A 24009-nucleotide genomic window follows, 5' to 3' on the forward strand; every position below is an offset into this window, starting at 1 on the left:
GGTAGGATATCGGCGGGAGGCGATCGTCGGCGGCGAACAGCAACACGACGGTCGCGGGCGAGGCAAACGTGAACGCCTACTTTACCATGACCGGCGAAGAAAACTCACGCAGTCGATCGATTTTCGCGGAGACGGCGGAGTGACGTTTTGTGCCGCATTCGGCGTCGCTGAGCGCAGTGGGTGGCGACTTAGGCTAGCGGAGCGAGGTTGCCTCGAAGTTCATGTTTTGCGGGGTCTCCGACAAACCGTCCGCACTTTGAATCCTCTGTTGCATCGGATTCATCAATGGGCGGGTCGGCGGTATCTCGCCGTCGACGACCGCAATGGAAAGGTCGTCGACCCAAATTCGTCCGCCGCCGGTGAGGAGCGCGCCGAAGGTGATCACCGACGCGTCATCGGGAACGTCAAGGATGATTTCCACCTCGTGCCAATCGTGAGTGCCTGCGACGCGGCGTGATTGCATGTTGTCAAATCCAACGGTGCCTCGTTCGGCCGAGTCGATCCGCATCCACAACCCCGCGGCTTCGGCGTCGTGAGTTTTCAGATATCCGTTGAACCGAATGCGTTGGCCGCAATAGTTCTTCGCTTTGATTGCTTGGACGATCGTGCCAAACAACGGTTGGTTGTTGCGGCTGGTGAGTTCGAGCGAAGCACTGAAATTGCCACCGTGTTTCACCGTCTCGTCGACGAGCACTTGATATCCGCGAGGCCCACCACCCCAGTGCATCGGGAATTGGCTTTGGGAGCTTGATGCGCTGCTCGGGAGGCTGTTCGCAGTCCGGCTAGAGTTCGCACCGGGTTGGTTGTGCTCGTTGGAACGATACAACCGGTTGCGATTTTTACTGGTCATTTTGGCTTTGTCGAACTGAGCGACTTCTCCCGTTTCGAGATCCTTGAGTTGCAAGTCGACCGTATCGCCGGGGAAGTCATCCAACGTCCATAGGACTTCCACCAAGTCTTCGCTGAGTCGTTTCTTCCACTTCGGGCCGTATTGTTCTTTGGTGTGTTGGACGAGATCCTCGATTTGAAAGTGGTTGACGCTCACGAGTTCGTATGGTTTGGAATCGAATCGAACGAGCACCTTTCCGTCATCGAAGCTCATTTGTGTGAACGGTGAAATTTTGGGTGGTTCGTTCTTAGGCGGAACACTGTGGTCGTTCGTTTGAGTTGTTTCCACGATCGGATCGGTCTTGGTGGAGCCCGCGTCCGTGACGGTAATCTTCGCAACCTCGGTCTTTCCGCGTTTGATGACGACGGTGTTGTTTTGGATTTCGTACTCGTCGATGTCACTGGCAATTTCGATCACGTAGGCTCCTGTTCGAACGTTGACCGAGGTCCCGCCTCCGGTCACGGTCAACTCGTCGACAATTTGATTGTCTTTGCGGATGACGATCGGCACGTCGGTGTCCGCGTTGCTTTCGATCCGAAGCGTGCCGTGATCGTTTTGAATGATAATGATGGTTGCGGCCCAGGCCAAAAAGCCGGCGAAGCAGGTCGCGAGAATCCAGGGCCATTTGCGGGTGACATCGAAACCGTGTGAGCGAATGCGTGGGCCCGCGGGCGATGGAGATTCCGTTGGTGGCGCGGGCACGGTGGTCGGGGCAGACAGATGGGCCTGCCACGCTTTGAGCAAATCGGCGACGTCGGAGGCATTCTGGAAACGGTCGTTTGGGGCCTTGTTCAGCAATCGCATCACAATGGCGTTGAGCCAATCCGGTGTGTCCGGTTGAACCCCGCAGATCGAACGAGGCTCGTCGTTACCGATTCGATTGAGGACGCCCATGGTCGTTTCGGCGCGAAACGGGCTGCGACCGGTGAGTGTGAAATACATCACGCTGCCTAGCGAGAACAGATCGCTGCGATGGTCGATCGCGTCCCCGTGTGCTTGTTCGGGTGACATGTATTGCGGTGTGCCAGCGATCACGCCGCTGCGAGTCATGCTGGCGTCGTCGATCGCGCGAGCCAATCCGAAGTCAGTGATTTGAACCCGTTCGACGCTGTTTTCTAAGAGGATGTTGGCGGGCTTGATGTCACGATGAACCAACCCTTGTGCGTGGGCGGCGGCGAGGCCTTCGGCAATTTGGGATGCGACACGAACGGCTTCGATGGCTGACATCGGTCCCTCCTTGTCGATCCGCTCCTGAAGGCTGCGTCCCTCGACGACCGGCATCACCAAGTACGGTAAACCGTTGTGTTCGTCGACCGTTTGAATCGGCACGACGTGCGAATGGACGACTGCGGCGGCACTGCGGGCTTCGCGTGAAAACCGTTTACGCGCCGCGGCGGAGGTCGCCAATTCGGGGGACAGGACTTTGACGGCACACTGACGCTGCAGCGAGGTGTCAAACGCACGCATCACGATTCCCATGCCACCGCGACCGAGAATTTCCTTGATCTCATAGCGATCGAATTTTCCCACCGAATCGTTGTCATCGGATTCGTCGAGGAATGCGAACGATGCCGTTGATGATCCATCATCGAACGAAGTGTCGCCCTCGGGTGTTGCGGCTTGCGGATGTTCGTTGATTCGTTCACGCAGTAGCACGCCGATGTCTTCCTATGCCCAATTGTCGTTGACCATGTTTTCGATGCGTCGTTGGCATTGGGGACAGTTTTCGATGTGAATGGTGACATCCTGACTGTCGGAATTCCATCGATCGTGGAGATATTCGTCGAACGTTTTGGTGTCGTAATGTTGTTCTTCGTTTGAAATTCGTGCGATCATTCGTCGGTCTCCCATTGGCCGGACAGGTTGAGTGCTGCGGTTTGCAAACGTGCCGTCACACGGCATTTTGCCATTCGTACCGCTCCCTCGGACTTGCCGAGCGAACGGGCGACATCGGAGATCGATTTGCCTTCCACGGCGGTCATCCAGAACGCATCCCATGTATCCGGTTCGACCAAAGGACGGACCTCGTCGGCTGCGCGTTGCAATTGCTGACGATGCAGTTCGAGGTCGAACAGGCTCGCCGTTTCGTTATCGCGTTCGGGTTGTTGCGACAGCCATTGTTGAACGTGGCTGTCGCCGGATCCGACCGGGCCTTTGCATCGAGTCAGTTGGTTGACCACCAAATTGCGGGTGATGCGAAACAGCCAAGCACGAAACGAGCCGCTCCCGCGACTTCGGAATGATGTGATGGACCGTTTGACGATGGAGAAGACTTCTTGAGCGAGGTCTTCGGCATCTGCGTGCTGCAGTCCTTTCGCCATCGAAACCCGGATCACGAGCGGTTGATAGATCGTTACAAATTCTCGCCAGACTTCTTCTGAAGCCGGTTCGTTGAGTTTGCCGATCAGGGTCGTTCGTGTTTCTGGGCCTTGCAAATCATGTCTCCTGTCCGTCCAAACACAAGGAAATCCGGTTTGTCACACCGTATCGATAGGAAACCACCGAAAATTTCTTTTGCGTTACATTTCACTATATCCGGATTGAATCTCGCCTTGGGATTCGCGAGGTGGAGGTTGGTGCCGGAGCGGCCGGTCCGTTGGCGGGGTTTTCGTGTGCCGTGATTTTAAAAACAAGCGTCCGGGTTGGTGTCAAAATCGATTGACAGCGATGGCAGTCGCGATTGAGCTTATGATTTCAGTCGGTGAGCTCGGATCACGTCGAGGAAGAATGCACAAAGAGGTTCCAGTGGAAATCGTTAAGCATCTATTGCGCACGCTGATTCACATTGCGGTGCTCGCGATTGTTTTTGGGGGCATCATCGTGCTCACGATCAAGCTTCGGTTGCCGATGATGATCATCCCGGTCGGAATCTTTGTCCTGCTGGGCGGCTACATCTACTGGTCCGCTCGATGGCACGCGTATTGGGCGCCGGTGTCGAAGAAGGTGATGGGCAAAAAGTGGAATCTCGCGACGGGCGAGGCGATGGAAACGGTCGTTGAGAACGCGATCATTCAGGCGGGCAGCTCGGTCCAAACGGTGACATTACGTCTTTCGATCTACAACCTTGAGACGGGCCGCCGCGTCTTTCGACGTTGTATTGGCGACGACGTGGTCTTCCTCGGGGTGCACGGGATGGGAATTTGGTTCTTTATCGAGGACCGGTTCCATGCACGACGCGACGGATTGGTGTGCGTTGACGTGCAGACGGGCGAATGGATCTATCACGTACCGAAGTCAGAAATCCGCTCGATCGAGAAAGGAAAGAAGAACGGGCAGGTCTTTGCTGAGATGGCCGACGGTGAGGTTCGTGAATTGGCGATTGCGGAGGTGACAGGTAACTAATCGCTAATTCACTTGCTTTTTCGGCGGGCGAGTTCGGAGGTGTCTTCTCGTTTGAAGATTTTGCGAAACACTCGGCTGTGTAAACTGCAATAGCTGTCATCGACGTAGACGAGGTCGTCTTGGAGGGCGTCGTGCAGTTTGGGGAGTGAGTAGAACGGGACGCTCGGGTAGGCGTGATGTTCGGAATGATAGGGCAGGTTCCACATGAAGAATCGCAGTAACCGGTTTGAAATCACCGTACGCGTGCGATTGAGAATGTTGCCCGTCATCTCGCAACCGGTGTGTTCGCTGGCCAAGTACAACGCCAAAAACGAATGGGCGACAAAGAGCGATATCAAGAGGTAGCCGAGTCGCGGCATCCAGTTGACGGCGCAGATGACGATCGCGATGTAGAGCACCAGAACAATACGCGATTCCCATGCGATTTGACGACGGGATCGGGGCCGAACGTGCGGTGCCAATCGTTGCCAAAGCGATTCGGGCAAACCGACCGCGGGAAGGCAAATCATCAACGTTCGCATTACCAGCAACAACAACCCGGATGCGAGGGCGAGGTATTCGTGAGTGCGGGCGGGCCAATTCGCGAACGACTCGCCACCCAGGGCGATTTCGGGATCGCGATTAGGATCGTGGGTATGGCGATGATGTTCAAAGTGAAATTCGCGGTAAGACGATGGTGTCCACAAGAGCGAAAATCCCGTCAACCAGGCGACGGCATGATTGAGCCGACGTGAACGAAACGCCGTCAAATGAATGCACTCGTGCAAAGGTCCAAACAAAGATGCCTGTACCAATCCGAGAACCACGGCCGCAACGATGTTCAGCCAATGCGTGTTGGGCTGTGAAAACAGGACGACAAACAGCAACGCGGCAATCAATGAAAACTGAACCGTCAACCGAACGATCGCGGGAACGTCAGTGCGCTCCTGGAGTTGTCTCAACGTTTCGCGAGAGACGCAATGTCGGTCGTCAAAGGAGGTTGTTTTCATGGCTGTTCGGTTTCAGCATGTTCGTCAAATGCGATCGTTTCTTGCGTCGTGACCGATATGCGAGGTTCACGCACGGTTGCGAGATCCCACGCTCAATGGGTTGTTTTGATGACGCCGCCCGTCACCGAAGGTTGCAAGGGTCTGTCTCAATATAGTTCCTGTTTTGCGGTAAAACGGCGATACTGCGAGGAATCAAGGCTGAGGCGCCGAACACAATCGTTTCAAACGCTGCAATCGGACGTGTTGTATTCTTGGGGGCGTGAGGTTACTACAATTCGGCGGGGCAACGGTTGAAACGTGAATGGTCACTGAGTTGCCTCGTCCGACGCGTGAGACAAACGCGTCGTCCTTGTGGTTCGATAGGAACGAGGCGTCTCGATGAGTTTGCAGATAAGGTGCCCCGGCTGTCAGTCGACGTTGCAGATCCCGGATTCGGCTCGTGGCAAACAAGTCCGATGCAGCAGTTGCCAGAAAGTTTTGAAGGTGCCGGCCGCGAACGCACCGGCAGCGTCACCGACAAGAGCGGCCGCGCCGCGTCCCGCGAGCCCAAGACCGAACGTTCCCAGTACGCCCGGGCCGAGTTCGGCTTCTTCGGGATCGTTGCAATTGAGATGTCCGGGGTGTCAATCGACGCTAAAAGTTCCGTCGTCCGCCGCGGGCAAAGTCGTGCGATGTAGTAGTTGCCAAACGCAACTGAAGGTGCCCACTGGAGGAGCGGTACGTCCTTCGGCGCCGGTTCCCGCGACGCCGCCGACTCAGCCCGCGTACGACCCGTTCGCCAATTTGCCATCGGCCGGTTCGATGCCGTCGCCTGGATCGGCGGGCGGCGGAATGCCGTTTGGATCACCCGGTGCCGGCGGTCCGGGACGTGCTCCTCAATCGGTCAATCCGTACAGCGTGCCGCGACGCTCGGCGGCCGCTCCGAGGGCTGGATCGGGGACGCTGCGGAGCGGCCGGTCCGCGGTGCTGTACAACATTCCGGCAATCATCATGATCATTTGGGGCTCGCTCGTCATTTGCATGGTGCTGTTTCAGCTAGGCTCGATCGTCCTGCTGATTGCGTCGGGAGCGGTGAAGATCCAGCAAATCGACATGCCCGTGTTGGCGGGGAAGGTCGCGGGGCAGTTGGTGATGTTGGCAATCCAAGGATCGGTTATTGCCGGAGGTGTCGCCATGGTTCAACGCACTCGGCTCCGTGCGGCACGCTCGGCGGCGGTGATTAGCACCATCCCTTGTTTCGGTTGCTTCATTTTCCCGATCGGAATATGGGCATGCGTGCTGTTGTTTAGCGAGCAAGCCGAGCGAGACTTCTCATGAGGAACACGCGTGTTTGGATGTCGGTGTAGGCTGCGGAGCTTGGTTTGATTCATTCGCCGTTGCTCGCGACAAGTGCATTTCCATTTTTGTGGTAGCGACCATCGCCCGATGGTGGACCACGTTCGGGCGAACGCAGCTACCTTTGGAAACGAACGTCATTTACGAAAACGCTCTAACTGTTTTCAGCGGGCTGTTGGACGGCGTTTTTGAATGGATTGCGTTGGGGAGGTTCCTCGTGGCTGACGTTTTTCAATAGTTGTTGAACGAACACGTTGACCAGCGGGACCCGGTGTCGGACCCAGATGTGTGTGTCGACGGGTTGGCAACCAATTCTCGATTTTGCGTCCAACGCGGTTCGGCCGAACGAAATGCGTTTGCAACGCCACGTGATTGCTTGCTCGACCACCGCGAGCAGGAGGCGGTGATAGATCGGCAGGTCACTGTTGGCGTCGTAGTCCAGTCCGAGATAATAGCCGATTGCAGTTTCGCCATCACGAACCACGATCACAAACCCGATGAGTTCGTTTTCGCAACGGATGCCAATTGCGATGAAGTCATCACCGAGAGCGCGGGCCATGCGGGGCAACGTTGATTTCTGCAGCGAAAACAGACAAACGTCGGCTCGTCGGGCGACGGATTGGTAGAGTTCGTAGATCCGATCGGATTCGGTGTCGAGGTCGTCGATCGGTCCAACGTGCAGGGTGTCGGCCGCGAAGGGCTTGAACACTTTGCGTGCGGCGGCGCGATAGCGTTTGGTTAAACTCGCGGTGTAGTCGTCGAAGGATTGCCAGTTCGGGTCTATCGAAAGAACCATGTTGGGTTCGGTTTCGAGCGAACGGTATCGGAACTCCGCCAATTCGGAGGCCGGTAATTTGTCGACGTCGAAAAGATCTTTGACGATTACGTAGTCGGTCTGACCATGCAGCCGATTGGCACGTCGGATCCGATAGAGACAATCGGCGACTCCCGGCCAGATCTTTTCGGGCGCGCGGCCGGGGGCGAACGCGACTCCATCGGGCCCCCAGGTATGAACGTTTCCGCACATGGTGACGCGGCGCTTAAGAAGTGCCAGGGATCGACGTCGCAGTTCGGCGGGCAATCGTGAAATCAGTTCGGTCTTGTTTCCCATCAACTGCTCGCCGCACACGTCGAATGACTGCGTGGCGACGGCGGCCAAAGGTGTGCCGGACTCGTAGACGATTGCAAAGTCGCGGACGATGCGGTCACCGAAATCGTCTTGGGCGTTTTGCAGGTACCGACGGCTCATGAAAATCGAACCGTCGCGGGTGACATGGTCCCAGTCGGCGGCGTTTAAAAAATCGATACGCCCAGCGATCGAAAACTGAAACTGGCTCGGACGCCGAGTGCAGCGTTCGGCGTTGATTCCGTTTGTCATGGAAAGACTTTCTCGGTGGGGGATGTGGCGTTAGGAAGATCTTACATGGTTGTGAGGGGGGAGGTTGCTAGATGCGAGAGTCAGGTTTGGGGGTTGGGGGGAAACGTTTTGGGGATCGGTGACGCACTTTAGGGGGCGCGGGCGTTATGATGAATGCTTGGTTGCGTGCGAACGGCGTCAGGATTCGGAGATGAAAATGGTATCGGAATCGACCGGGAGTGATGATGTGAGCGTGTCGGAAACTACCGGTTTGCAGTCGGCGGACTCAAATCGGGCTGCGTCGCGAGACGATGAGTTACCCCATCTGAATGCAACGAATCCATGCGGGAGTACGTTGCGACGCGTGGGAGACCTGGACATGACGCCGATGGTTGACGTCACGTTCCTGCTGTTGATCTTCTTTATGGTGACCGCGTCGTTCAGCATGCAGAAGTCGATTCAGATCCCACGGCAAACATCCGATGAGGCGAGTCACCGTCCCATTGACGATGTCCTGCCTGACTTACCGTCCGTCGAGGTTCAAATCAACAAAGACGGCGGCTTTCTCATTCTCGGGATGGCATGGCAGCGGGAAGTTCTAGGCAAGCAGAGTTTGCTCGCGACGCTCGGTGAGATCATGCAAAACGAATCGCAACCGATGAGATTGAATGTGAAGGTGCATGAAGCCGCAAAGCTTCAGTATCTCGTCGATTGTCTCGATGTCGGATCGATCGTCGGTTTTGCTGAAACGCAGATCACGGTTGAGGATGCGTTGGATTGAGCCACTCGCACGGTTTGGCTGGAGCGGATGATTGTAGATGACGCATGTCGCGATCGATCGGAATGCTGTGTTTGTGCGTGGACAGTGCGGTGCTTCTTCACCCTTCGTTGCATTTACGACGATTGGCGTTGCGGTAGACGTGGCGAGTGTTGTAGCGGGGGACAACACTAGGGGAATTTGAATGAAAAAGCTCGTTTACATTTTGATGCTGGCGTGTTTGGTCGCGGGCGGGTGTGCGGCCGTTCGCGACATGTTATCTGGCGGCAGCGACTTTGATCGTTCGCGCCAGTTTTGGGACCAAACGTCCGACAATCCGTTTCGGTAGCTCACTGAGCACGACGATTCGACGCGTTCGCGAGTCGTATTCGGCGTTCCCGACGTCCTGAGTTTTTGGCGTCTAGGGTGGATCGTATCCGCCGGGGTTCCAAGGGTGGCAGCGTGAGATGCGTTTGATCGCAGCCCAGGTGCCACGGATGGGGCCGTGTTTTCGGATCGCGCCGATTGCATAAGCACTGCACGTGGGCGTGAATCGGCAGTTAGGACCGAGCAGCGGGCTGATGAAAATTTGATAGCCGCGAATGACGCCGACGATCGCGAAAATGAACGCCGCGCTGATCCACCGCAGGGGTGCCCATCGGTGTGGTTTGTTATCATCTGGCTTTTCGTCACTATCCATCACGTAATCGTCTCATGAATCGATCCGAAATTGAACCCGAAGCGTCCGGAAATGCGGACGTCGCCGAAAAACGCGAACTCGTCATTGGCACAGAGACGGACACGTCCCTGGTCGACCCGTCCGCGTTTATCGCTCCCGGCGCGGTAGTCGTAGGCGAAGTCAAAATCGCGGCCGACGTGAGTATTTGGTACGGGGCGGTGATGCGTGGCGACGCGGAACGAATCGAAATCGGCCCGCGGACAAACGTTCAAGACCAATGTGTGCTGCACGGTGATCCTGGAATGCCTTGTGTCTTGGGAGCCGATGTGACGGTCGGGCATTCCGCAGTCGTGCACGGGGCGACGGTGGAAGATGGTGCGCTGATCGGAATCGGCGCCATCGTGCTCAACGGAGCCACGATCGGTCGGGGCGCGATTGTCGCGGCGGGAGCGTTGGTTACCGAAGGCACTGAGATTCCGGCCGGCATGTTGGCGGTCGGCAGTCCCGCGAAGCCGATCAAGCCGGTCTCCGAAGCATTCGCCAAACGGTGCCGCGATAACTGTCAGCACTACGTGCAGATGGCTGCGAAGTACAAAGTGAAATACGACGCAAAATAATGGGTGGCACGCTTTTGCGTTTTGCCGGACGGCTCGCGTCGTTGAGTTAAAAGAAGACAGGTCGGCTCGTTTAGCTCGCGTTTTCGGATCGGGGGAATGCGGCGGGTTGGCCGTACCAGGGTGGATGGTATCCGGAACGAACGGCCAGCAAGACCGCCTTGCCGTGTTGGTGCTCGGGGCCGTGGGTGTAGTCCCACTCGAGGCGTTCTTCGTAACGCAGGATTCTCAACTTTGCTTCGGCGGCGACAGCCATCGCGGCCAACTGGTTTGGGCGGAAGTAGTTGATAACGGCGCCCGCGGTTTCGCTGACCGGCGCCGAACTCGTGTTGCCGGGCGGGCAGCCGCTGCCGGGGTCTTCCGTCGTGTGGACTTGAACGTACAGAAAACCCGTTTCGCTGAGGCTATCGCACATCCGCTGCCAAACGGTCTCGGCGTCGTCCGATGGGATGTGGTCGAGCACCGTGGTGGCGATGACGGCATCGTAGGCACCGGCGGGGAAGTCGATTTTGCGGACGTCCGCGAGCCGCGTCGTGACGTGATCGGCGAGATCGCGATGGGCGGCCCGTTCGGCGATCCTGGTCAGCCCGCGTTCGCTCAGGTCGACCGATTCGACGTTGTATCCGGCCGCGGCGAGAGCAAGCGTGTCACGGCCCGCACCGGCTCCGAGGTCGATTGCGCGGCGTTTGGACGACCGCGGCAGTTTGACCTGCGAAAGATACGCAGCGAGGGCAGCGGACGGATCGAGCCCGTATGCGATATCATCACGGTTATAGGCGTCGTAAAAGAAGTCGGTTTCGGTCGAATCGGTTTGTGGGGAAGGACTCACGTCGGCTCACTCGGGTGATGAACGAAATTGCGATCGACTGTGAGTGCGACCACGAAAAAATTGGTTTGATTTGCAATATTGTTGGCAAGATACACGATCGGCGGTCGAATCACAGACATCGTTCACTGTTCTGAACCCGCTTGCACGAACGACGGTATGACCCGATGAACCACGACCAGGATCCGCCGACGACCGAAATCGACGCTGAACGTCCGCGGACGTTTCGTTCTCGGATGGCCGGTTTTGCTCGGTTCGGCTTCGCCGGATTCTGCTTGCTCAGTACGTTCGCGTTTCTGACGTCGGGGATGAGCACACCCCAGCCCGAACGGGAGGATTCCCGCGAGGAGTCGACGAGTGATTTTCCAGACTCGGCAAGTGTGTCTTTTTCGCGTGCCGAAAACGGGAAGGAGCGATTGGCCGTCCAGCAGACGATCGGGCGGTTGTGGCAAGAGCAGATCGATGCGGCATCGTTGCAGACCGCACCGCCCGCGGATTGGTTGACTGTATGTCGACGGCTATCGTTGGCGTTGGTGGGCACGGGGATGTCGCTCGAGGAGATTCGCGATCTCGAGTCGCATCCCGAGGACGAGCGGATTGAACGGCATCGTGAGGCATTGCTGATCGATCCGCGCTTTCATGATTACTGGGGTGAACGGTTTACCCGGTTTTACGTCGGCGCTGATGAAGGACCATTTCTGGTCTACCGCCGGCGGCGTTTTCGGACTTGGTTGTCCGATCAATTTGCCGCCCAGGTGCCCTATGATGTGCTGGTCCGGCGATTGATCACGGCCAAGGGACTATGGACGGATCGGCCGGAAGTCAACTTTTATACCGTGACGTTTGACAGCGGGAACGGGCAACCCGATCCCATCCGAATGGCCGCTCGCACGTGTCGTGCGTTTCTCGGGATTCGTATCGATTGTTTGCAATGCCATGATGATTTTCTCGGCAACGTGTCGATGGGGAATCCGGAATGGATGGGCGGCGATGGAGATTTCCGTGAAGGGACGCAAGAAGACTTTCATTCGTTGGCGGCGTTCTTTACCGCGGCAAAGAACGAAGGTTTGCAGGGACTTCGAAACCGCAAACCGAAGTACTTGTACCAGTACCTCGACGCGACGCAAGAGCAGGAAGTCGCACCGAACGTCCCGTTCCAACGCGAGTTGCTGGAGCCCGCGAGTGAACCAATTGATTCGGAAGAGACAAAGTCTGAACGGGATCAGGATGCGGCCGCCGCGACGTTGATATCAATCACAAACGAGGGAGATGGAAACGACGTTGCGGATGAGATGGAGGCCGCCGGTGCGTCGGAGCAGGAGCCGGTGACGGAACATTACGTTGATCAGCGGGCGAGGTTGGCTCGTTGGATCACGCATCCCGAAAACGTGCAGTTTTCACGTGCGTTCGTGACTCGCGTTTGGACGCTGATGTTCGGTAGCCCGCCGACGGGCGCAGTCGATGACTTGCCGCTCAACGAAGATCCGAATCCGATTCTATTAACGCTCTCGCACGCGTTCATCGAGTCGGGATATGACGTCAGGAATTTGATCCGGATGATCACGGACACGCCTGCTTTTCGTATCGATAGCCAGTCACCTGAAGGCGAGGGTGCGTTTGAAATTACCGCCCGGCACGAGCAAGCGATGGCGGTCTTTCCCATCGTTCGATTGCGGGCCGAACAGGTCGCGGGTGCGGCAATCCAGGCGAGTCGCGTGAAGACGCTCGATCGTGAGACGTCGATCCTGTTGCAGTTTCAACAGTATCAAGAAGGTCAGGATTTCTTGCGGCGGTACGGTGATCTCGGGGAAGACGAGTTTTCCAATGACACGGCAACGATTACTCAGCGTTTGGTGATGTTGAATGGAAAGTTGACGAGCGAGGTTTCGAAATGGAATCCAATTCTCAACACGTCATCGCACGTCGGGATGTTTGCGGCGGACAACACCAAATTGGTGGAATCACTGTACTTGGCGAATTTGAATCGCTATCCCTCACAGTCGGAGAGCGAACATTTCGTCAAACGGATCGAGGAAGGCAACAGCCGCAAAAATTCGATCGTTGATATCGTGTGGGTGCTGCTCAATAGCAGCGAATTTGCTTGGAACCATTGAAATGCTCAGGACTGACTTATTATGAAATTTTCATCGCCTACTGTGTGCAACCCGTTTGAGCATTTTTCACGGCGTCAGATTCTCGGTGCAGGCGGTGGTTTAATTTTGTCGGGGTTGGCCCGACGATTGGCGGTCGCCGCGGAACAGGCGACCGATCCTGGGAAACCTCCCATGAGCGTCATCCTGCTGTGGCTCGAAGGCGGCCCATCCCAGTTGGAAACGTTTGACCCGCATCCGGGCGTGGTGGCGGGTGGCGACGCGCAGGCGATTGCGACGAGCCTGAAGGGTTTGCAGATTGCGGACACGCTCGCTCAGACGGCCGAGCAAATGCACCTCGCGACGTTGGTGCGGAGTGTCGTTGGGAAAGAGGGCGATCACGAGCGAGCGGTCTACAACATCAAGACTGGATACCGGCCCGATCCGACGCTGATTCATCCATCGATCGGGGCGGTGTTGTGCGACGCGGATGATTCGGGTGCGGATATCCCACGGCACATTTCGATTCTTCCGGGCGGTTCGCCGGCGCGTGGCGGGTTTCTCGGTGCTCGGTTGGACGCGTTTAAAACGGGCGACCCGCGGTCACCAGTTCCGGACGTGAAGGCACGTGTCGAAGATGAACGGTACCATCGACGTCTCGCGGATTTGTCGGACGTGTTGGAGACTCAGTTTATGCGTCGTCGGTTGATCGACATGCAATCCAATCGCACGTTGCATATGGCCAGCACGGAGGCGGCTCGGCGGATGATGTCGAGCGACCAGTTGTCGGCTTTCGATGTAATGACGGAGCCGGCGGCGTCGTTGGTCGAGTTCGGCGACGACGCGTTCGGACGGGGATGCTTGGCCGCGGCACGATTGATCGAAGTCGGTGTGCGTTGTGTCGAGGTGACCTTGGGCGGATGGGACAGTCACGTGAATAACCATTCGTTGCAATCCTCAGCGGCCGGGCGGCTCGATCCGGCTCTCGCGTCGTTGATGAAGCGACTCGAAGAACGCGGTTTGCTCGAATCGACATTGGTCGTCTGCGGCGGGGAATTCGGACGCACGCCAAGAATCAATCCCGCCGGCGGCCGAGATCACTGGCCGCACGGGTTCAGCATGTTGTTGGCGGGGGGCAAGTTTCGCCGTGGCCATGTTCACGGAGCGACGTCGAAGTCGGTCGAGGCGAAAGACGCCGAAGGCCACGTCGGCGATCCCGTTACGATCGCCGATATCCACGCAACGATTCATGCCGCCTTGGGGCTCGATCCGAGCCACGAATACTCAACCCCAATCGGCCGCCCCATGGCCCGTTCGGAAGGACGTGTATTGAGCGAGTGCTTGCAGGGGTGAGTGGATGGGAACGCGAGGTTAGGGAGCGAGATATCCCGGAGGGATCGAAAGATAGTAGCCGGTGGCGAGCGAAGCGACTCCACCGGTCTTCAAACGAAACAAACACCCATCCCGAAGGGATTGAAGACTCTTCCGCAGCGAAGTCCAAAGGCATGTCCACCTTTCATAGCATCAATCTGCACGTCACCTTCTCCACAAAATACCGCAAGCCGTATATACGTGACGAATGGATCGAACGCTTGCACGGGTACCTTGGTGGCACCGTAAACCAATTCGGTGCGAAGCCAATCAAGATCGGTGGCGTTGCAGACCACGTGCATTTGTTACTCGGCGTGAAGCCCGTTCACCAACTCTCCGAGTTGATGCGTGAATTGAAAAAGTCATCGAGCAAGTGGGTTCATGAGTCGATAGGCTGCAAAGCGTTTGAGTGGCAGGAGGGATACGCTGGGTTTTCGGTCAGTCCACCCGCGTGTTCTTCGGTGTCGGCTTACATTGCCAATCAAAAGGAGCACCACCGCAAGCGATCGTTCCAGGACGAGTTGGTTTCGATGCTCGAGAACGCCAATATCGAATGTGATCCGAAGTATCTCAGGTGATTGTCTTTGAACCCATTCGGGGTCGATGATTGAGGGGGCCTGGTAACCGGAGGTGCGCTGCTTCGCCGCGACCTCCGGCTACTATCTGTAACCGCTTCGCGGTGTTTGGATTGACGTTAGCCGGCGGAGTCGAAGCGTCTTCGGGAATGATGTTGAGAATGATCGCGGGGGGATGCGCTGTTTACAGGTGTTGTATTTCGTTAGATTGGTTGCGTTGATTGGAATCTAGCTAGGCACGGAGTGCCGGTACAATCACTGCGGGGGTTGCCAAACCCCGGGACGATGTGACTACGAACTCAGGCGGGTTCGGTTGAGGTGGGTTTGTAGGAAGGTTTTGAGCTTGCTGCTCTGGGCGTGTTCGACTTCGGTGAGGCGTAGGGTAAGCGTGACTCGTTCGGCGTCGTTGAGGTTGACCGTGCCGCTGTCGTCTTGTGATTCGAGCCAATCGAGTGAGAGGAGCTGCTCGAGATCGATCGCGGTTTTGGGACCGTTGAGTTTGAGATGAACGCCGTCGGTTCGCTTGGTTTCGAGTTCCGCCCACAATGGCAGCGTGTCGTTTTCGTTGCCGGACTCGAGTTTGACGCCGACTCGATCGGGGGCGGGGTAGTCGAGTGATTTTTCGCCGGCGACTTTGGCGAGCAAATCCAACGCGGTATCGACGAGTTCGAGCGGCCAGGCGGGCGCCGAGTTGTCGGGGAACCCTTTGGCGAGCGTGTGCCAGCGGCGACCGAGTGCTTTCCACGGTTGGGCGATGGTGAATTCAGCAGGCGGTTGGGGCTGCAGTGGTTGGGCTGGTGTGGTTGGTGGGCTGGGAGCTGGCTTCGTTGGCGGTGTTGGTCGTGACGCCGTGGGGCGGGGCGGATTGTTGGGGGCAGACGCTTCGGTGGGAGACTTGGACGCCGGTGATGTTGTTGTTGCCGATGCGTGGGGCTGAGGTGTCGGACGCTCGGGGGGAGAGCCTGGTGGGATCGGTTTTGCGGTTCGTGTGCCGTGCAGTGAGTCGGCGAGGAACGCGGCGGTGACCGAAACGGGGCCAGTAATGTCTTTCGCGGTCGCGGTGGCGGCGAGCCCTTCGGGGGTGCCTTCGTACACGACACTGCCGCCATGGACGCCGGCACCCGGGCCCATGTCGATCACCCAATCGGCGCACTTGATCACATCGAGATTGTGTTCGATGACGATGACGGTGTTGCCGATTTCGACGAGTTGTTGCATCACGTGCAGCAGCTTTTCGATATCACCGAAATGCAAGCCGGTCGTCGGTTCGTCGAGCAGATAGAGGGTATGGCCGGTGGCGGGGCGGGCGAGTTCAGCGGCGAGTTTGACGCGTTGAGCTTCGCCACCGGAGAGCGTCGGCGCGGACTGGCCGAGGGTGACGTATTCGAGCCCGACGTCACACAGCGTTTGGATGACGCGGTGAATCCGAGGTTGGAACGCGAACATCTCCGCAGCTTCGCCGCACGGCATTTCGAGCACGTCGGCGATACTGCGGCCATGCAGTTTGACTTCGAGCACGTCTTCGTTGTATCGACGTGCGCCGCATTCTTCGCAGGGGATCCAAACGTCGGGAAGGAAGTGCATTTCGATCTTGCGTTGGCCGCTGCCCTCACACGTCTCGCACCGACCGCCGGACACGTTGAAACTGAATGTTCGCGGTGTGAAGCGTCGCTCGCGGGCGTCCGGCAGACTCGCGAATTCGCCACGGATGAGATCGAAGACGCCCGTGTAAGTCGCCGGGTTGCTGCTCGGTGAATTCCCGAGTGGTGATTGGTCGACCCGGATGACTTTGTTGATGTAGCGTAGGCCGCCGATCTCGTCGTGCCGGCCGGATTGAATTCGGGCACGATGAAGCCGTCGGGCCAAGACCGGGTAGACGATCCCGTTGATCAGCGAACTCTTGCCGCTGCCGCTGGGGCCCGTGATCGCGGTCATGACGCCCAGTGGGATGTCGATGTCGACGTTGTTGAGGTTGTTTTCCCGGGCTCCCTTTACGGAGAGGAAGTCGACCATCGGCTTGCCCGAATCCGCGAAAACAGGGCGGCGGACAGCAGGCAGTTCGATTTGTTTTTCGCCGGAGAGATACGGCGCGGTGACGGACGTTTCGCGAGGTTCGATCGCCAGGGGCGGGCCTTCGGCAACGATATTGCCGCCGTTCCGGCCAGCGCGGGGGCCGAAATCGCAGAGGTAATCGCTGCCCGCGATCACATCGTGGTCATGTTCCACGACTAGCAACGTGTTGCCCTGGTCCCGCAATCGATGAAGGGCCGAAAGCAGTCGTAGGTTGTCACGCGGGTGCAGCCCGATGGTGGGTTCGTCGAGCACGTAGAGGACACCACACAAACCGCTGCCGAGCTGCGCCGCGAGGCGAATCCGTTGGGCTTCACCACCAGATAATGTCGAGGCACCCCGGTGCAACGAAAGGTAATCCAACCCGACGTCCCGCAGGAAACTGACGCGGGATTCGATTTCACGAACCAGTTCGCCGGCGATCTTCTTTTCACGCTGATCGAGGTCCCAAGAGTCCACGTCACTGGCGAGGCGGTCGAGCGGCATGTGAACGAGGTCGCCGATCGTGTGCCCGCGGAATTTGACCGCGGCGGAGTCGTCTCGCAAACGCGAGCCGTTGCAGACGCTGCAGTCGATTTCGGCGACGAACGTTTCGAGTTTCGCACGCAGGCCGGGCGTGAGCCGTGAGGCTTCCTCGAGTGCCGGATAGAACCCTTTGAATTGATAGCGGAACAGGATGTCGCCGGGGTGACCTTTGGTGGCCGTTTCGCTCTCGCGGTCCGTTTCGGTCGCGTCACTCCGTCGGACTTCGATCCATCGCGGGCCGAGCCCGTGGAACAACATCCGTTTTTGAGAGAGGGTCAGCAATTCGATCGGTTGATCGATCGGGATGTTTGTCGAGCGCGAGAGGGCACGCAGCATCCACCGGCTGACCGCTTGATCGTTCTTCGGCCACAGCAACGCGCCGCCGTCGGCGAGTGTTTGTTGCGGGGTGCCCATCAGGGCCGCGGGGTTGGTACCCGTTTGAGTTCCGAGGCCTTGGCAACCCGGGCACCATCCGATCGTTGAGTTGAACGAGAAATGGTGTGGCGTGAGTTGGTTGAACGAGCGACCGCAGCATCCGCAGACGAGATGTTGGCTGTGCCGAATCGTTTCCCATTCGGGTTCGGGGCGGTCGGAGTCCGCGATCGCGATTTCGATCACGCCGACGCCGAGCGAGAGGGCTTGCTCGACACTGTCGCTGATCCGGGAGGCTTCTTCCGGGGTAATTTTGACTCGGTCGACAACCACCGCGACGCTCTGCACTCGGCGGGAGTCGAGCGGTTTCGCGTTGTCGAGGTCAACGGTTTCGCCATCGATTCGCACGCGTGCGTAGCCACTGGATTTCAGCGTTGCCCAGGTATCCATCGACGCTTCGCCGGCGGCGACTTCGATCGGCGCGAGTACCAAGGCACGCGTGCCTTCGGGCATTTGCAGGACCTTCTCGATGATTTGGTCCGACGTTTGGGTACCGATCGGCAGTTCACAATCGGGGCAGTGCATCGTCCCGAGTTTCGCGAATAGGATGCGCAGATAGTCGTAGACCTCGGTGACCGTGCCCACGGTGCTGCGAGGCGAGTGGCCGAGGTTCTTTTGTTCGAGAGCGACGGCCGGCGATAACCCCTCGATCCGTTCGGCTTTGGGTTTCTGGACCTGGCCGATGAATTGTCTCGCGTAACTGGACAGCGATTCGACGTATCGTCGTTGACCCTCGGCGTAGATCGTGTCCATCGCCAGTGAGCTTTTGCCGCTGCCGCTGGGACCGCAGAAAACGGTCATCGCGTCACGCGGCACCGCGACATTGACGTGCCGCAGGTTATGCTCGCACGCACCCTCGACGACGACGTGCGTGCGGGCTTTTGCGGGCGGTGCGACCACGTCGCGGATGGCTTTGGCGAGGCGATTGTGTTTGGTGCGTTTGACGCCGAGGACACCGGCGAGGGCTTCTCCGGTGTAACTGTCGGCAATCTTCGCGACGTCTTTGGGGCGTCCCTCCGCGACGATTTCACCGCCACCATGTCCGCCTTCGACGCCCATGTCGATGACCCAATCGGCGGTCTTGATCACGTCAAGATTGTGTTCGACGATCACGATCGAATTGCCGCGGTCGGCGAGTCGGTTGATCACACCGAGCAGCAGTTCGATGTCGGCGAAGTGCAGACCTGTGGTGGGTTCGTCGAGAACGTAGAGTGTGTTGCCGGTGTCGCGGCGGCTGAGTTCTTTGGCGAGTTTGATCCGTTGGGCTTCGCCTCCCGAGAGCGTTGGCGAGGGTTGGCCGAGTTTCAGGTATTCGAGGCCGACATCGACGAGTGTTTGCAGTTTCTCGGCGACCTTCGGGATGTTTTGGAACAGATCGAGGGCTTCGGAGATGTCCATATCGAGAACATCGGCGATCGATTTGCCTTTGAATTTCACCGCCAACGTTTCACGGTTGTAACGTTCACCGCCGCACACCGGGCAGGTCACCCAAATGTCGGCGAGGAAGTCCATCTCGAGTTTGTTGGCGCCGTTGCCGTCGCAGGCACTGCAACGCCCGCCTTCGACGTTAAAACTAAAGCGGCCGACGGTGTAGCCTCGCGTTTTCGCGTCAGGCAATTTGGCAAACAGGCTGCGAATCTCGTCGAAGACTTTGACGTACGTCGCCGGGTTACTCCGCGGGGTGCGTCCGATCGGCGATTGGTCGATCGCGATTGTTTTATCGAGGTGTTCGATGCCTTCGATCGAATCGTGATCACCGGGTTCGCATTCGGCGCCGTTGAGATCGCGGCGGAGTGCCGGTTCGAGAATGCCACCGATCAGCGAACTCTTTCCGCTGCCAGAAACACCGGTCACGCAAACGACGACACCGAGCGGGATGACCGCGTCGACGTTCTTCAGGTTGTGGAACGTCGCACCGCGGATCGTCAACGCTTTCGACTTGTCGATTTTGCGTGGTTCATCGGGCGGCAGGATCGAGCGGCGTCCCGAAAGGAACGCACCCGTGACGCTTTGTTCGGAACGGCAGACCTCGTCGATCGTTCCGCACGCGACGACGTGCCCGCCTTTGACTCCCGGGCCGGGACCGAAGTCGACGATCAAGTCCGACGCTCGCATCGTGTCTTCGTCGTGTTCGACGACAATCAGCGTGTTTCCAGCGTCACGCAACCGGGTCAGCGTTTCGATCAAACGGTCGTTGTCGCGTGAGTGCAACCCGATCGACGGTTCGTCGAGAATGTACAACACGCCAGCTAGGCCCGAGCCGATTTGACCGGCGAGGCGAATGCGTTGTGACTCACCTCCCGAAAGCGTCGGTGCGGTCCGCCCGAGTGTGAGGTAATCGAGACCGACGCCGAGTAGAAAGCCGATACGTCCGCGGATTTCCTTGAGAGCTTCCGACGCGATGCGTGCGTCGGTCGCCGACAGTTCGATGTCACGGAAGAAGTCCGCGAGTTGCTCGACCGACAGATCGCAGAGTTCCGGCAGAGTTTTGGAATCGGCCGGGATGTCTCCGGACGTTGTCGGCGTGTTGCCGTGAGCGGCGCCGTCGTTGTCTGTTTGCGGCGAAAATGATTTGCTGGTGATGCGGACCGCAGACGCCTGCGGGTTGAGCCGTCGGCCGTGGCAGTCAGGGCAATCAATCGTGCTCATGTGCTTTTCGAATTGCCGTAACTGCAATTTGTTGCGGCCGGCTCGATAGCGATCGAGTAGTTCGGGGATCAACCCTTCGAACTCGTGAACGTATTTCTTCGCCTTCTTGCCTGACACGAGCGAGGTGTCGAACGATTCGTCGACGCCCCACAACCAAACCTGTCTGGCTTTCTCGGGCAAGTCCGCCCAATTGCTCGAGAGCATCGTGCCGGATTCGAGTTCGAGTGCCTCGTCGATCGCGTCGGCGAAGCCCATGTAGATTTGTCGTCGATAACGGCCGACGTCGCCCCATTTGCCCAACAGCGTCACGGCCCCGCCGCGGACCGATTTCGACGTGTCCGGGATCAGCAAGTCGGGAACGAACGTGTACAAACGCCCGATGCCGTCGCACGACATGCACATCCCCTGCGGACTGTTGAAACTGAACAGTTGCGGGGTGGGGGCGCGGAAGCTCGTTCCACATTGGGGACAGGAATAACGTGACGAGAACAGATGATCGTGTTTGGCCGGTCCGACCTCATCGGTCAGCGTGTCCGTGACGGCGGCAATCAGCGTCGCGTCGCCGAGTTTCAACGCCAATTCGACCGCTTCGCTCGCGCGGGCTCGGTCGAGAGACGCGTCGATCGTCCGCGGCACGATGATCCGATCGACGACGACTTCCACGTCGTGCCGGACCGAACGATCCAGAGGTGGCGGGTCGGACAGCCGGATCGTGTCGCCGTCGACGCGGGCGCGGTTGAACCCCTGTTTGCGAAGGTCTTCAAACAGGTCTTTGAATTCGCCTTTTTGTCCGCGAACCAGCGGTGCCAGCACCCACAACGCGGCCTCGTTATCGTCGTCATTGAAGTCCGCATCTTCGACGCACCCGAGCATGCGGCTGAGGATTGCGTCGGCCGTTTGGGCTTGGATGGTCGTTTCGCAGTACGGGCAATAACCGGTACCGACACGCGCGAACAGCACGCGAAGGAAGTCATGAATTTCGGTGATCGTTCCGACGGTACTGCGCGGGTTGTTGCCCGTCGATTTCTGACTGATCGAGATCGAGGGGCTCAGGCCGGTGACGAGGTCGACGTCCGGTTTGGGCATCTGGCCCATGAACTGACGCGCCGAGTTGCTGAGACTCTCGACGTATCGCCGTTGGCCTTCGGCGTAGAGCGTGTCGAACGCCAGCGAGCTTTTCCCGCTGCCCGACACACCGGAGAAACAGATCAGTTGCCCGCGGGGCAGGGACAGGTCGATATCGCGAAGGTTATGTTCGCGGGCACCTTTGACGGTAATTTCACGCGAATTCGCATCGACGACACGCGGCGACACATCGCGACCGTTCGGCAATTCACCGTTGGTCGAAATAGCACAATCCTTTGGGGCACGGTCAGTCAAAGCAAGAAATCAAGCGAGTGAGGATCGACCACGAGGGCGGCGTTCCAGTTGCCGCGCGAAATTGTCCGGATGATCGGTGGGCAAGTTGATCGGTGAGCAATGCGGCATCAAACGGTTCAACGTGTCGATTATCTATTCTCCGACGTGCGAACACGTCCAGAGAGAGCAAACAGGCGAGACAATCGGGAATGGGAGTTCCCGACGGTGATGAGTTCGTTTTTAGTTGAGTTCGTCAGGAAGGGAACCGCTGTCACGAAGGTGTCGTTGCAGGTAGTTGGCACGTTCGATGTGCCGATCGCTGGTCGTCAGCATGCGTCCTTGCAATTTCTGTAAGTGAGCGGGTTGGGTGTGGATGAACAGTTTATTGATCGTGGCGACTTCGACGTCGTCGATCAGTCCCAGGTTCACGCCCATGCGGACTTTCGACAGGTAGTGCATCGTCTCTTCGCTGCTGATCTTCCTCGCCGTGCTGAGGATCCCGAGTGCGCGGCTGACATCGTCGAGCAAATCTTGCTCGCCTTTTTCCATCAGGAAGTCACGTGCTTTGCGTTCGTAATCGATGATCCGTGGTACCACCTCTTCGCCGACCATCGTCAACAGTTCGCGTTCGGTGTGTCCGAGCGTGACTTGGTTACTGACTTGGTAGAAATCGCCGGTGTACTGCGATCCTTCGCCGTAGAGTCCACGCACGGTCACGTTGATCCGCTGCATACTACGGAAGACTTTTTCGATCTGTTGTGTGATGACCAGACCCGGCAGATGCAACATCACGCTGACCCGGAGTCCGGTGCCGACGTTCGTCGGGCAGGCGGTCAAGTATCCGAATCGAGGATGGAACGCGTAGAGCAGTTCGCCTTCGATCGCATCGTCGAGTTTATCGATTTGTTCCCAGGCACTGACGAGGTCCAAACCGCTGTGCATGACCTGGATACGCAAATGATCTTCTTCGTTGATCATCACGGAGTATTGTTCGCAGGGGTCAATCGCGACGGCGCGGCTGCCTTCGGATTCAGCGATCTCGCGACTGATCAGTTGCCGTTCGACGAGGAATTGCCGGTCGACTTCGGACAACGAATCGATGTCGACGTATTGAATGTCGTCCCAGCCCGCGAGGGCCTCGAGACGCGTGCGAACTTGCCGCTCGATCTTTTTACGATCGTCTTCGCTGCATTTTTTAATGAACGGGAATCCCGCGAGATTGCGGGCCAAGCGGATCCGGCTGCTGATGACGATATCCGATTCGGGACCGGTACCCTTGAGCCATTCGCCGCTATTTTTCACCAGGACGGAGAGGTCGAAGGCTTGTTTCATTGCCCGCCTCCTTCCGATGCCGGCGTATCGCCGCCGGAACTTTGGCTGTCGGATTTCGGACCGTCATCGCCCGTGTCGTCATTCCCCGATTCACCATCATCCGCGGGAGGAACGTAGCCGGGGTGTTTGGGGTCGCCCTGGATTTCGTTGATCTTGTCGCGAATCTGGGAGGCCTTTTCGTAATCTTCGCTTTGGACGGCCGCTTCCATCGCTTTACGAAGGCCGATCAATTCTGCTTGTGCGTCCACGTTCGCTGCCGCCCGTGAGGGGCGTTTTCCGGTGTGTTCGAGTGAATCGTGGATGTTAATTAACAGGGGCGTGAGGTCGGATTCGAAATGGGTGTAATCCATCGGACAGCCGAGGCGACCCGAGTTGCGGAACTCGAAAAAAGTGATCCCACAGGAGGGGCATTCTTTCTTGTCGAGTTTTTGCAGCTCTTCTTTGGTTTGGCCGAGCTGCAATTGCTTGGCGAGCGCTCCGGTGATCGTTTTGATCGGGCTCGGTTCGTCTTTTTGCAGCACCGTGCGAGCGTGATGCTCACAAAGATGCAAAATCTGCGGGCCACCCGGTTGGGTCAGCTCGGTGATGTGAAAAGTGGCGGGTTTGTCGCAATACTGACATTTCATGGGGATCTCGATAGGTGGGTTGTCGGTATTACGTTCCGGGGCGTCGGCATGTTTTCTCAGTAGCGAAGAAACGTTCAGGGATTCTATCGCTGCCCCTAGGAGTGTCAACGCGAGCAGGAATGAACCGAAACGTGTTCCCGGTTGTCGTTTTGACTCAGTCTGCCCAAACTATTGCCGCTGCTTCGGTTCTCT

18 protein-coding genes and 1 pseudogene are annotated in these 24009 nt (G+C 57.9%); 9 read left to right on the top strand and 10 right to left on the bottom strand.

Annotated elements, in window-relative coordinates; translation table 11 throughout:
- Positions 1–193: 193 nt before the first annotated feature.
- From FHS27_RS15045 to FHS27_RS15050, 3 genes are read right to left on the bottom strand one after another with little or no spacing between them, the layout of a single operon-like run.
- Positions 194–2545, bottom strand: coding sequence for a serine/threonine-protein kinase (locus FHS27_RS15045; RefSeq protein WP_315854577.1), 2352 nt, complete (start codon positions 2543–2545; stop codon positions 194–196).
- A 12-nt stretch (positions 2546–2557) separates the two neighbouring features.
- Complete coding sequence (locus tag FHS27_RS31125; RefSeq protein ID WP_246419823.1) at positions 2558–2725, bottom strand: hypothetical protein; 168 nt, start codon at positions 2723–2725, stop codon at positions 2558–2560.
- Positions 2722–3324, bottom strand: a complete 603-nt coding sequence (locus FHS27_RS15050) for an RNA polymerase sigma factor (protein WP_184305730.1) — start codon at positions 3322–3324, stop codon at positions 2722–2724. The genes FHS27_RS31125 and FHS27_RS15050 overlap by 4 nt, the downstream gene beginning before the upstream one ends.
- Positions 3325–3556: 232 nt before the next feature.
- Here FHS27_RS15050 and FHS27_RS15055 point away from each other — a divergent pair, with 232 nt between their 5' ends.
- Entirely contained in the window at positions 3557–4231 is a 675-nt protein-coding gene (locus FHS27_RS15055) for a hypothetical protein (protein ID WP_184305731.1), read from the top strand.
- 8 nt (positions 4232–4239) lie between these two features.
- On the opposite strand, the gene FHS27_RS15060 is transcribed toward FHS27_RS15055, so the two are convergent.
- Positions 4240–5220, bottom strand: coding sequence for a fatty acid desaturase (locus tag FHS27_RS15060; protein WP_184305732.1), 981 nt, complete (start codon positions 5218–5220; stop codon positions 4240–4242).
- A 378-nt stretch (positions 5221–5598) separates the two neighbouring features.
- Here FHS27_RS15060 and FHS27_RS31130 point away from each other — a divergent pair.
- Both FHS27_RS31130 and FHS27_RS15065 read left to right on the top strand, forming a co-directional pair.
- Positions 5599–5886, top strand: a pseudogene (locus FHS27_RS31130) (zinc finger domain-containing protein); the annotation flags it as partial.
- A 33-nt stretch (positions 5887–5919) separates the two neighbouring features.
- Complete coding sequence (locus FHS27_RS15065) at positions 5920–6537, top strand: hypothetical protein (protein WP_246419825.1); 618 nt, start codon at positions 5920–5922, stop codon at positions 6535–6537.
- A gap of 172 nt (positions 6538–6709) precedes the next feature.
- On the opposite strand, the gene FHS27_RS15070 is transcribed toward FHS27_RS15065, so the two are convergent.
- Positions 6710–7933 carry a GNAT family N-acetyltransferase gene (locus FHS27_RS15070; RefSeq protein WP_184305734.1) on the bottom strand — a complete coding sequence of 408 codons (1224 nt, stop codon included), beginning with the start codon at positions 7931–7933 and terminating at the stop codon, positions 6710–6712.
- A 190-nt stretch (positions 7934–8123) separates the two neighbouring features.
- Between FHS27_RS15070 and FHS27_RS15075 the strand changes: the two genes are divergently transcribed.
- A complete protein-coding gene (locus tag FHS27_RS15075) occupies positions 8124–8693 on the top strand; it encodes an ExbD/TolR family protein (protein ID WP_184305735.1) in 570 nt (189 codons plus the stop codon).
- Between the two features lie 181 nt (positions 8694–8874).
- Positions 8875–9018: a membrane or secreted protein gene (locus FHS27_RS15080; protein WP_184305736.1), complete on the top strand. Its 144-nt coding sequence runs from the start codon at positions 8875–8877 to the stop codon at positions 9016–9018.
- A 72-nt stretch (positions 9019–9090) separates the two neighbouring features.
- Here the strand turns inward: FHS27_RS15080 and yidD are convergent, their stop codons facing one another.
- Positions 9091–9369 carry a membrane protein insertion efficiency factor YidD gene (gene yidD / locus FHS27_RS15085; RefSeq protein ID WP_184305737.1) on the bottom strand — a complete coding sequence of 93 codons (279 nt, stop codon included), beginning with the start codon at positions 9367–9369 and terminating at the stop codon, positions 9091–9093.
- Between the two features lie 14 nt (positions 9370–9383).
- On the opposite strand from yidD, the gene FHS27_RS15090 reads away from it, so the two are divergent.
- Complete coding sequence (locus tag FHS27_RS15090; protein WP_184305738.1) at positions 9384–9965, top strand: gamma carbonic anhydrase family protein; 582 nt, start codon at positions 9384–9386, stop codon at positions 9963–9965.
- A 70-nt stretch (positions 9966–10035) separates the two neighbouring features.
- On the opposite strand, the gene FHS27_RS15095 is transcribed toward FHS27_RS15090, so the two are convergent.
- Positions 10036–10791: a class I SAM-dependent methyltransferase gene (locus FHS27_RS15095; protein WP_184305739.1), complete on the bottom strand. Its 756-nt coding sequence runs from the start codon at positions 10789–10791 to the stop codon at positions 10036–10038.
- Positions 10792–10955: 164 nt separating this feature from the next.
- Here FHS27_RS15095 and FHS27_RS15100 point away from each other — a divergent pair, with 164 nt between their 5' ends.
- The 3 genes from FHS27_RS15100 to tnpA all read left to right on the top strand — a co-directional run bounded on the left by FHS27_RS15100 (position 10956) and on the right by tnpA (position 14827).
- Positions 10956–12902: a DUF1549 domain-containing protein gene (locus FHS27_RS15100; RefSeq protein WP_246419826.1), complete on the top strand. Its 1947-nt coding sequence runs from the start codon at positions 10956–10958 to the stop codon at positions 12900–12902.
- Between the two features lie 21 nt (positions 12903–12923).
- A complete protein-coding gene (locus FHS27_RS15105; protein ID WP_184305741.1) occupies positions 12924–14231 on the top strand; it encodes a DUF1501 domain-containing protein in 1308 nt (435 codons plus the stop codon).
- A gap of 152 nt (positions 14232–14383) precedes the next feature.
- The gene (tnpA, locus tag FHS27_RS15110; RefSeq protein ID WP_184305742.1) at positions 14384–14827 is read left to right on the top strand and encodes an IS200/IS605 family transposase; all 444 of its coding nucleotides are present in this window, start codon (positions 14384–14386) and stop codon (positions 14825–14827) included.
- Positions 14828–15115: 288 nt separating this feature from the next.
- Here tnpA and uvrA read toward each other — a convergent pair whose 3' ends face one another.
- The 3 genes from uvrA to FHS27_RS15125 all read right to left on the bottom strand — a co-directional run bounded on the left by uvrA (position 15116) and on the right by FHS27_RS15125 (position 23817).
- Positions 15116–21814, bottom strand: coding sequence for an excinuclease ABC subunit UvrA (gene uvrA, locus FHS27_RS15115; RefSeq protein WP_315854581.1), 6699 nt, complete (start codon positions 21812–21814; stop codon positions 15116–15118).
- A gap of 285 nt (positions 21815–22099) precedes the next feature.
- The gene (locus tag FHS27_RS15120; protein WP_184305743.1) at positions 22100–23191 is read right to left on the bottom strand and encodes a protein arginine kinase; all 1092 of its coding nucleotides are present in this window, start codon (positions 23189–23191) and stop codon (positions 22100–22102) included.
- Positions 23188–23817, bottom strand: coding sequence for a UvrB/UvrC motif-containing protein (locus FHS27_RS15125; RefSeq protein WP_184305744.1), 630 nt, complete (start codon positions 23815–23817; stop codon positions 23188–23190). Before FHS27_RS15125 ends, FHS27_RS15120 begins: the two co-directional genes overlap by 4 nt.
- Positions 23818–24009 lie beyond the last annotated feature (192 nt).

It is taken from the genome of Aporhodopirellula rubra, from assembly GCF_014192335.1.
Taxonomy (GTDB): domain Bacteria; phylum Planctomycetota; class Planctomycetia; order Pirellulales; family Pirellulaceae; genus Rhodopirellula; species Rhodopirellula rubra.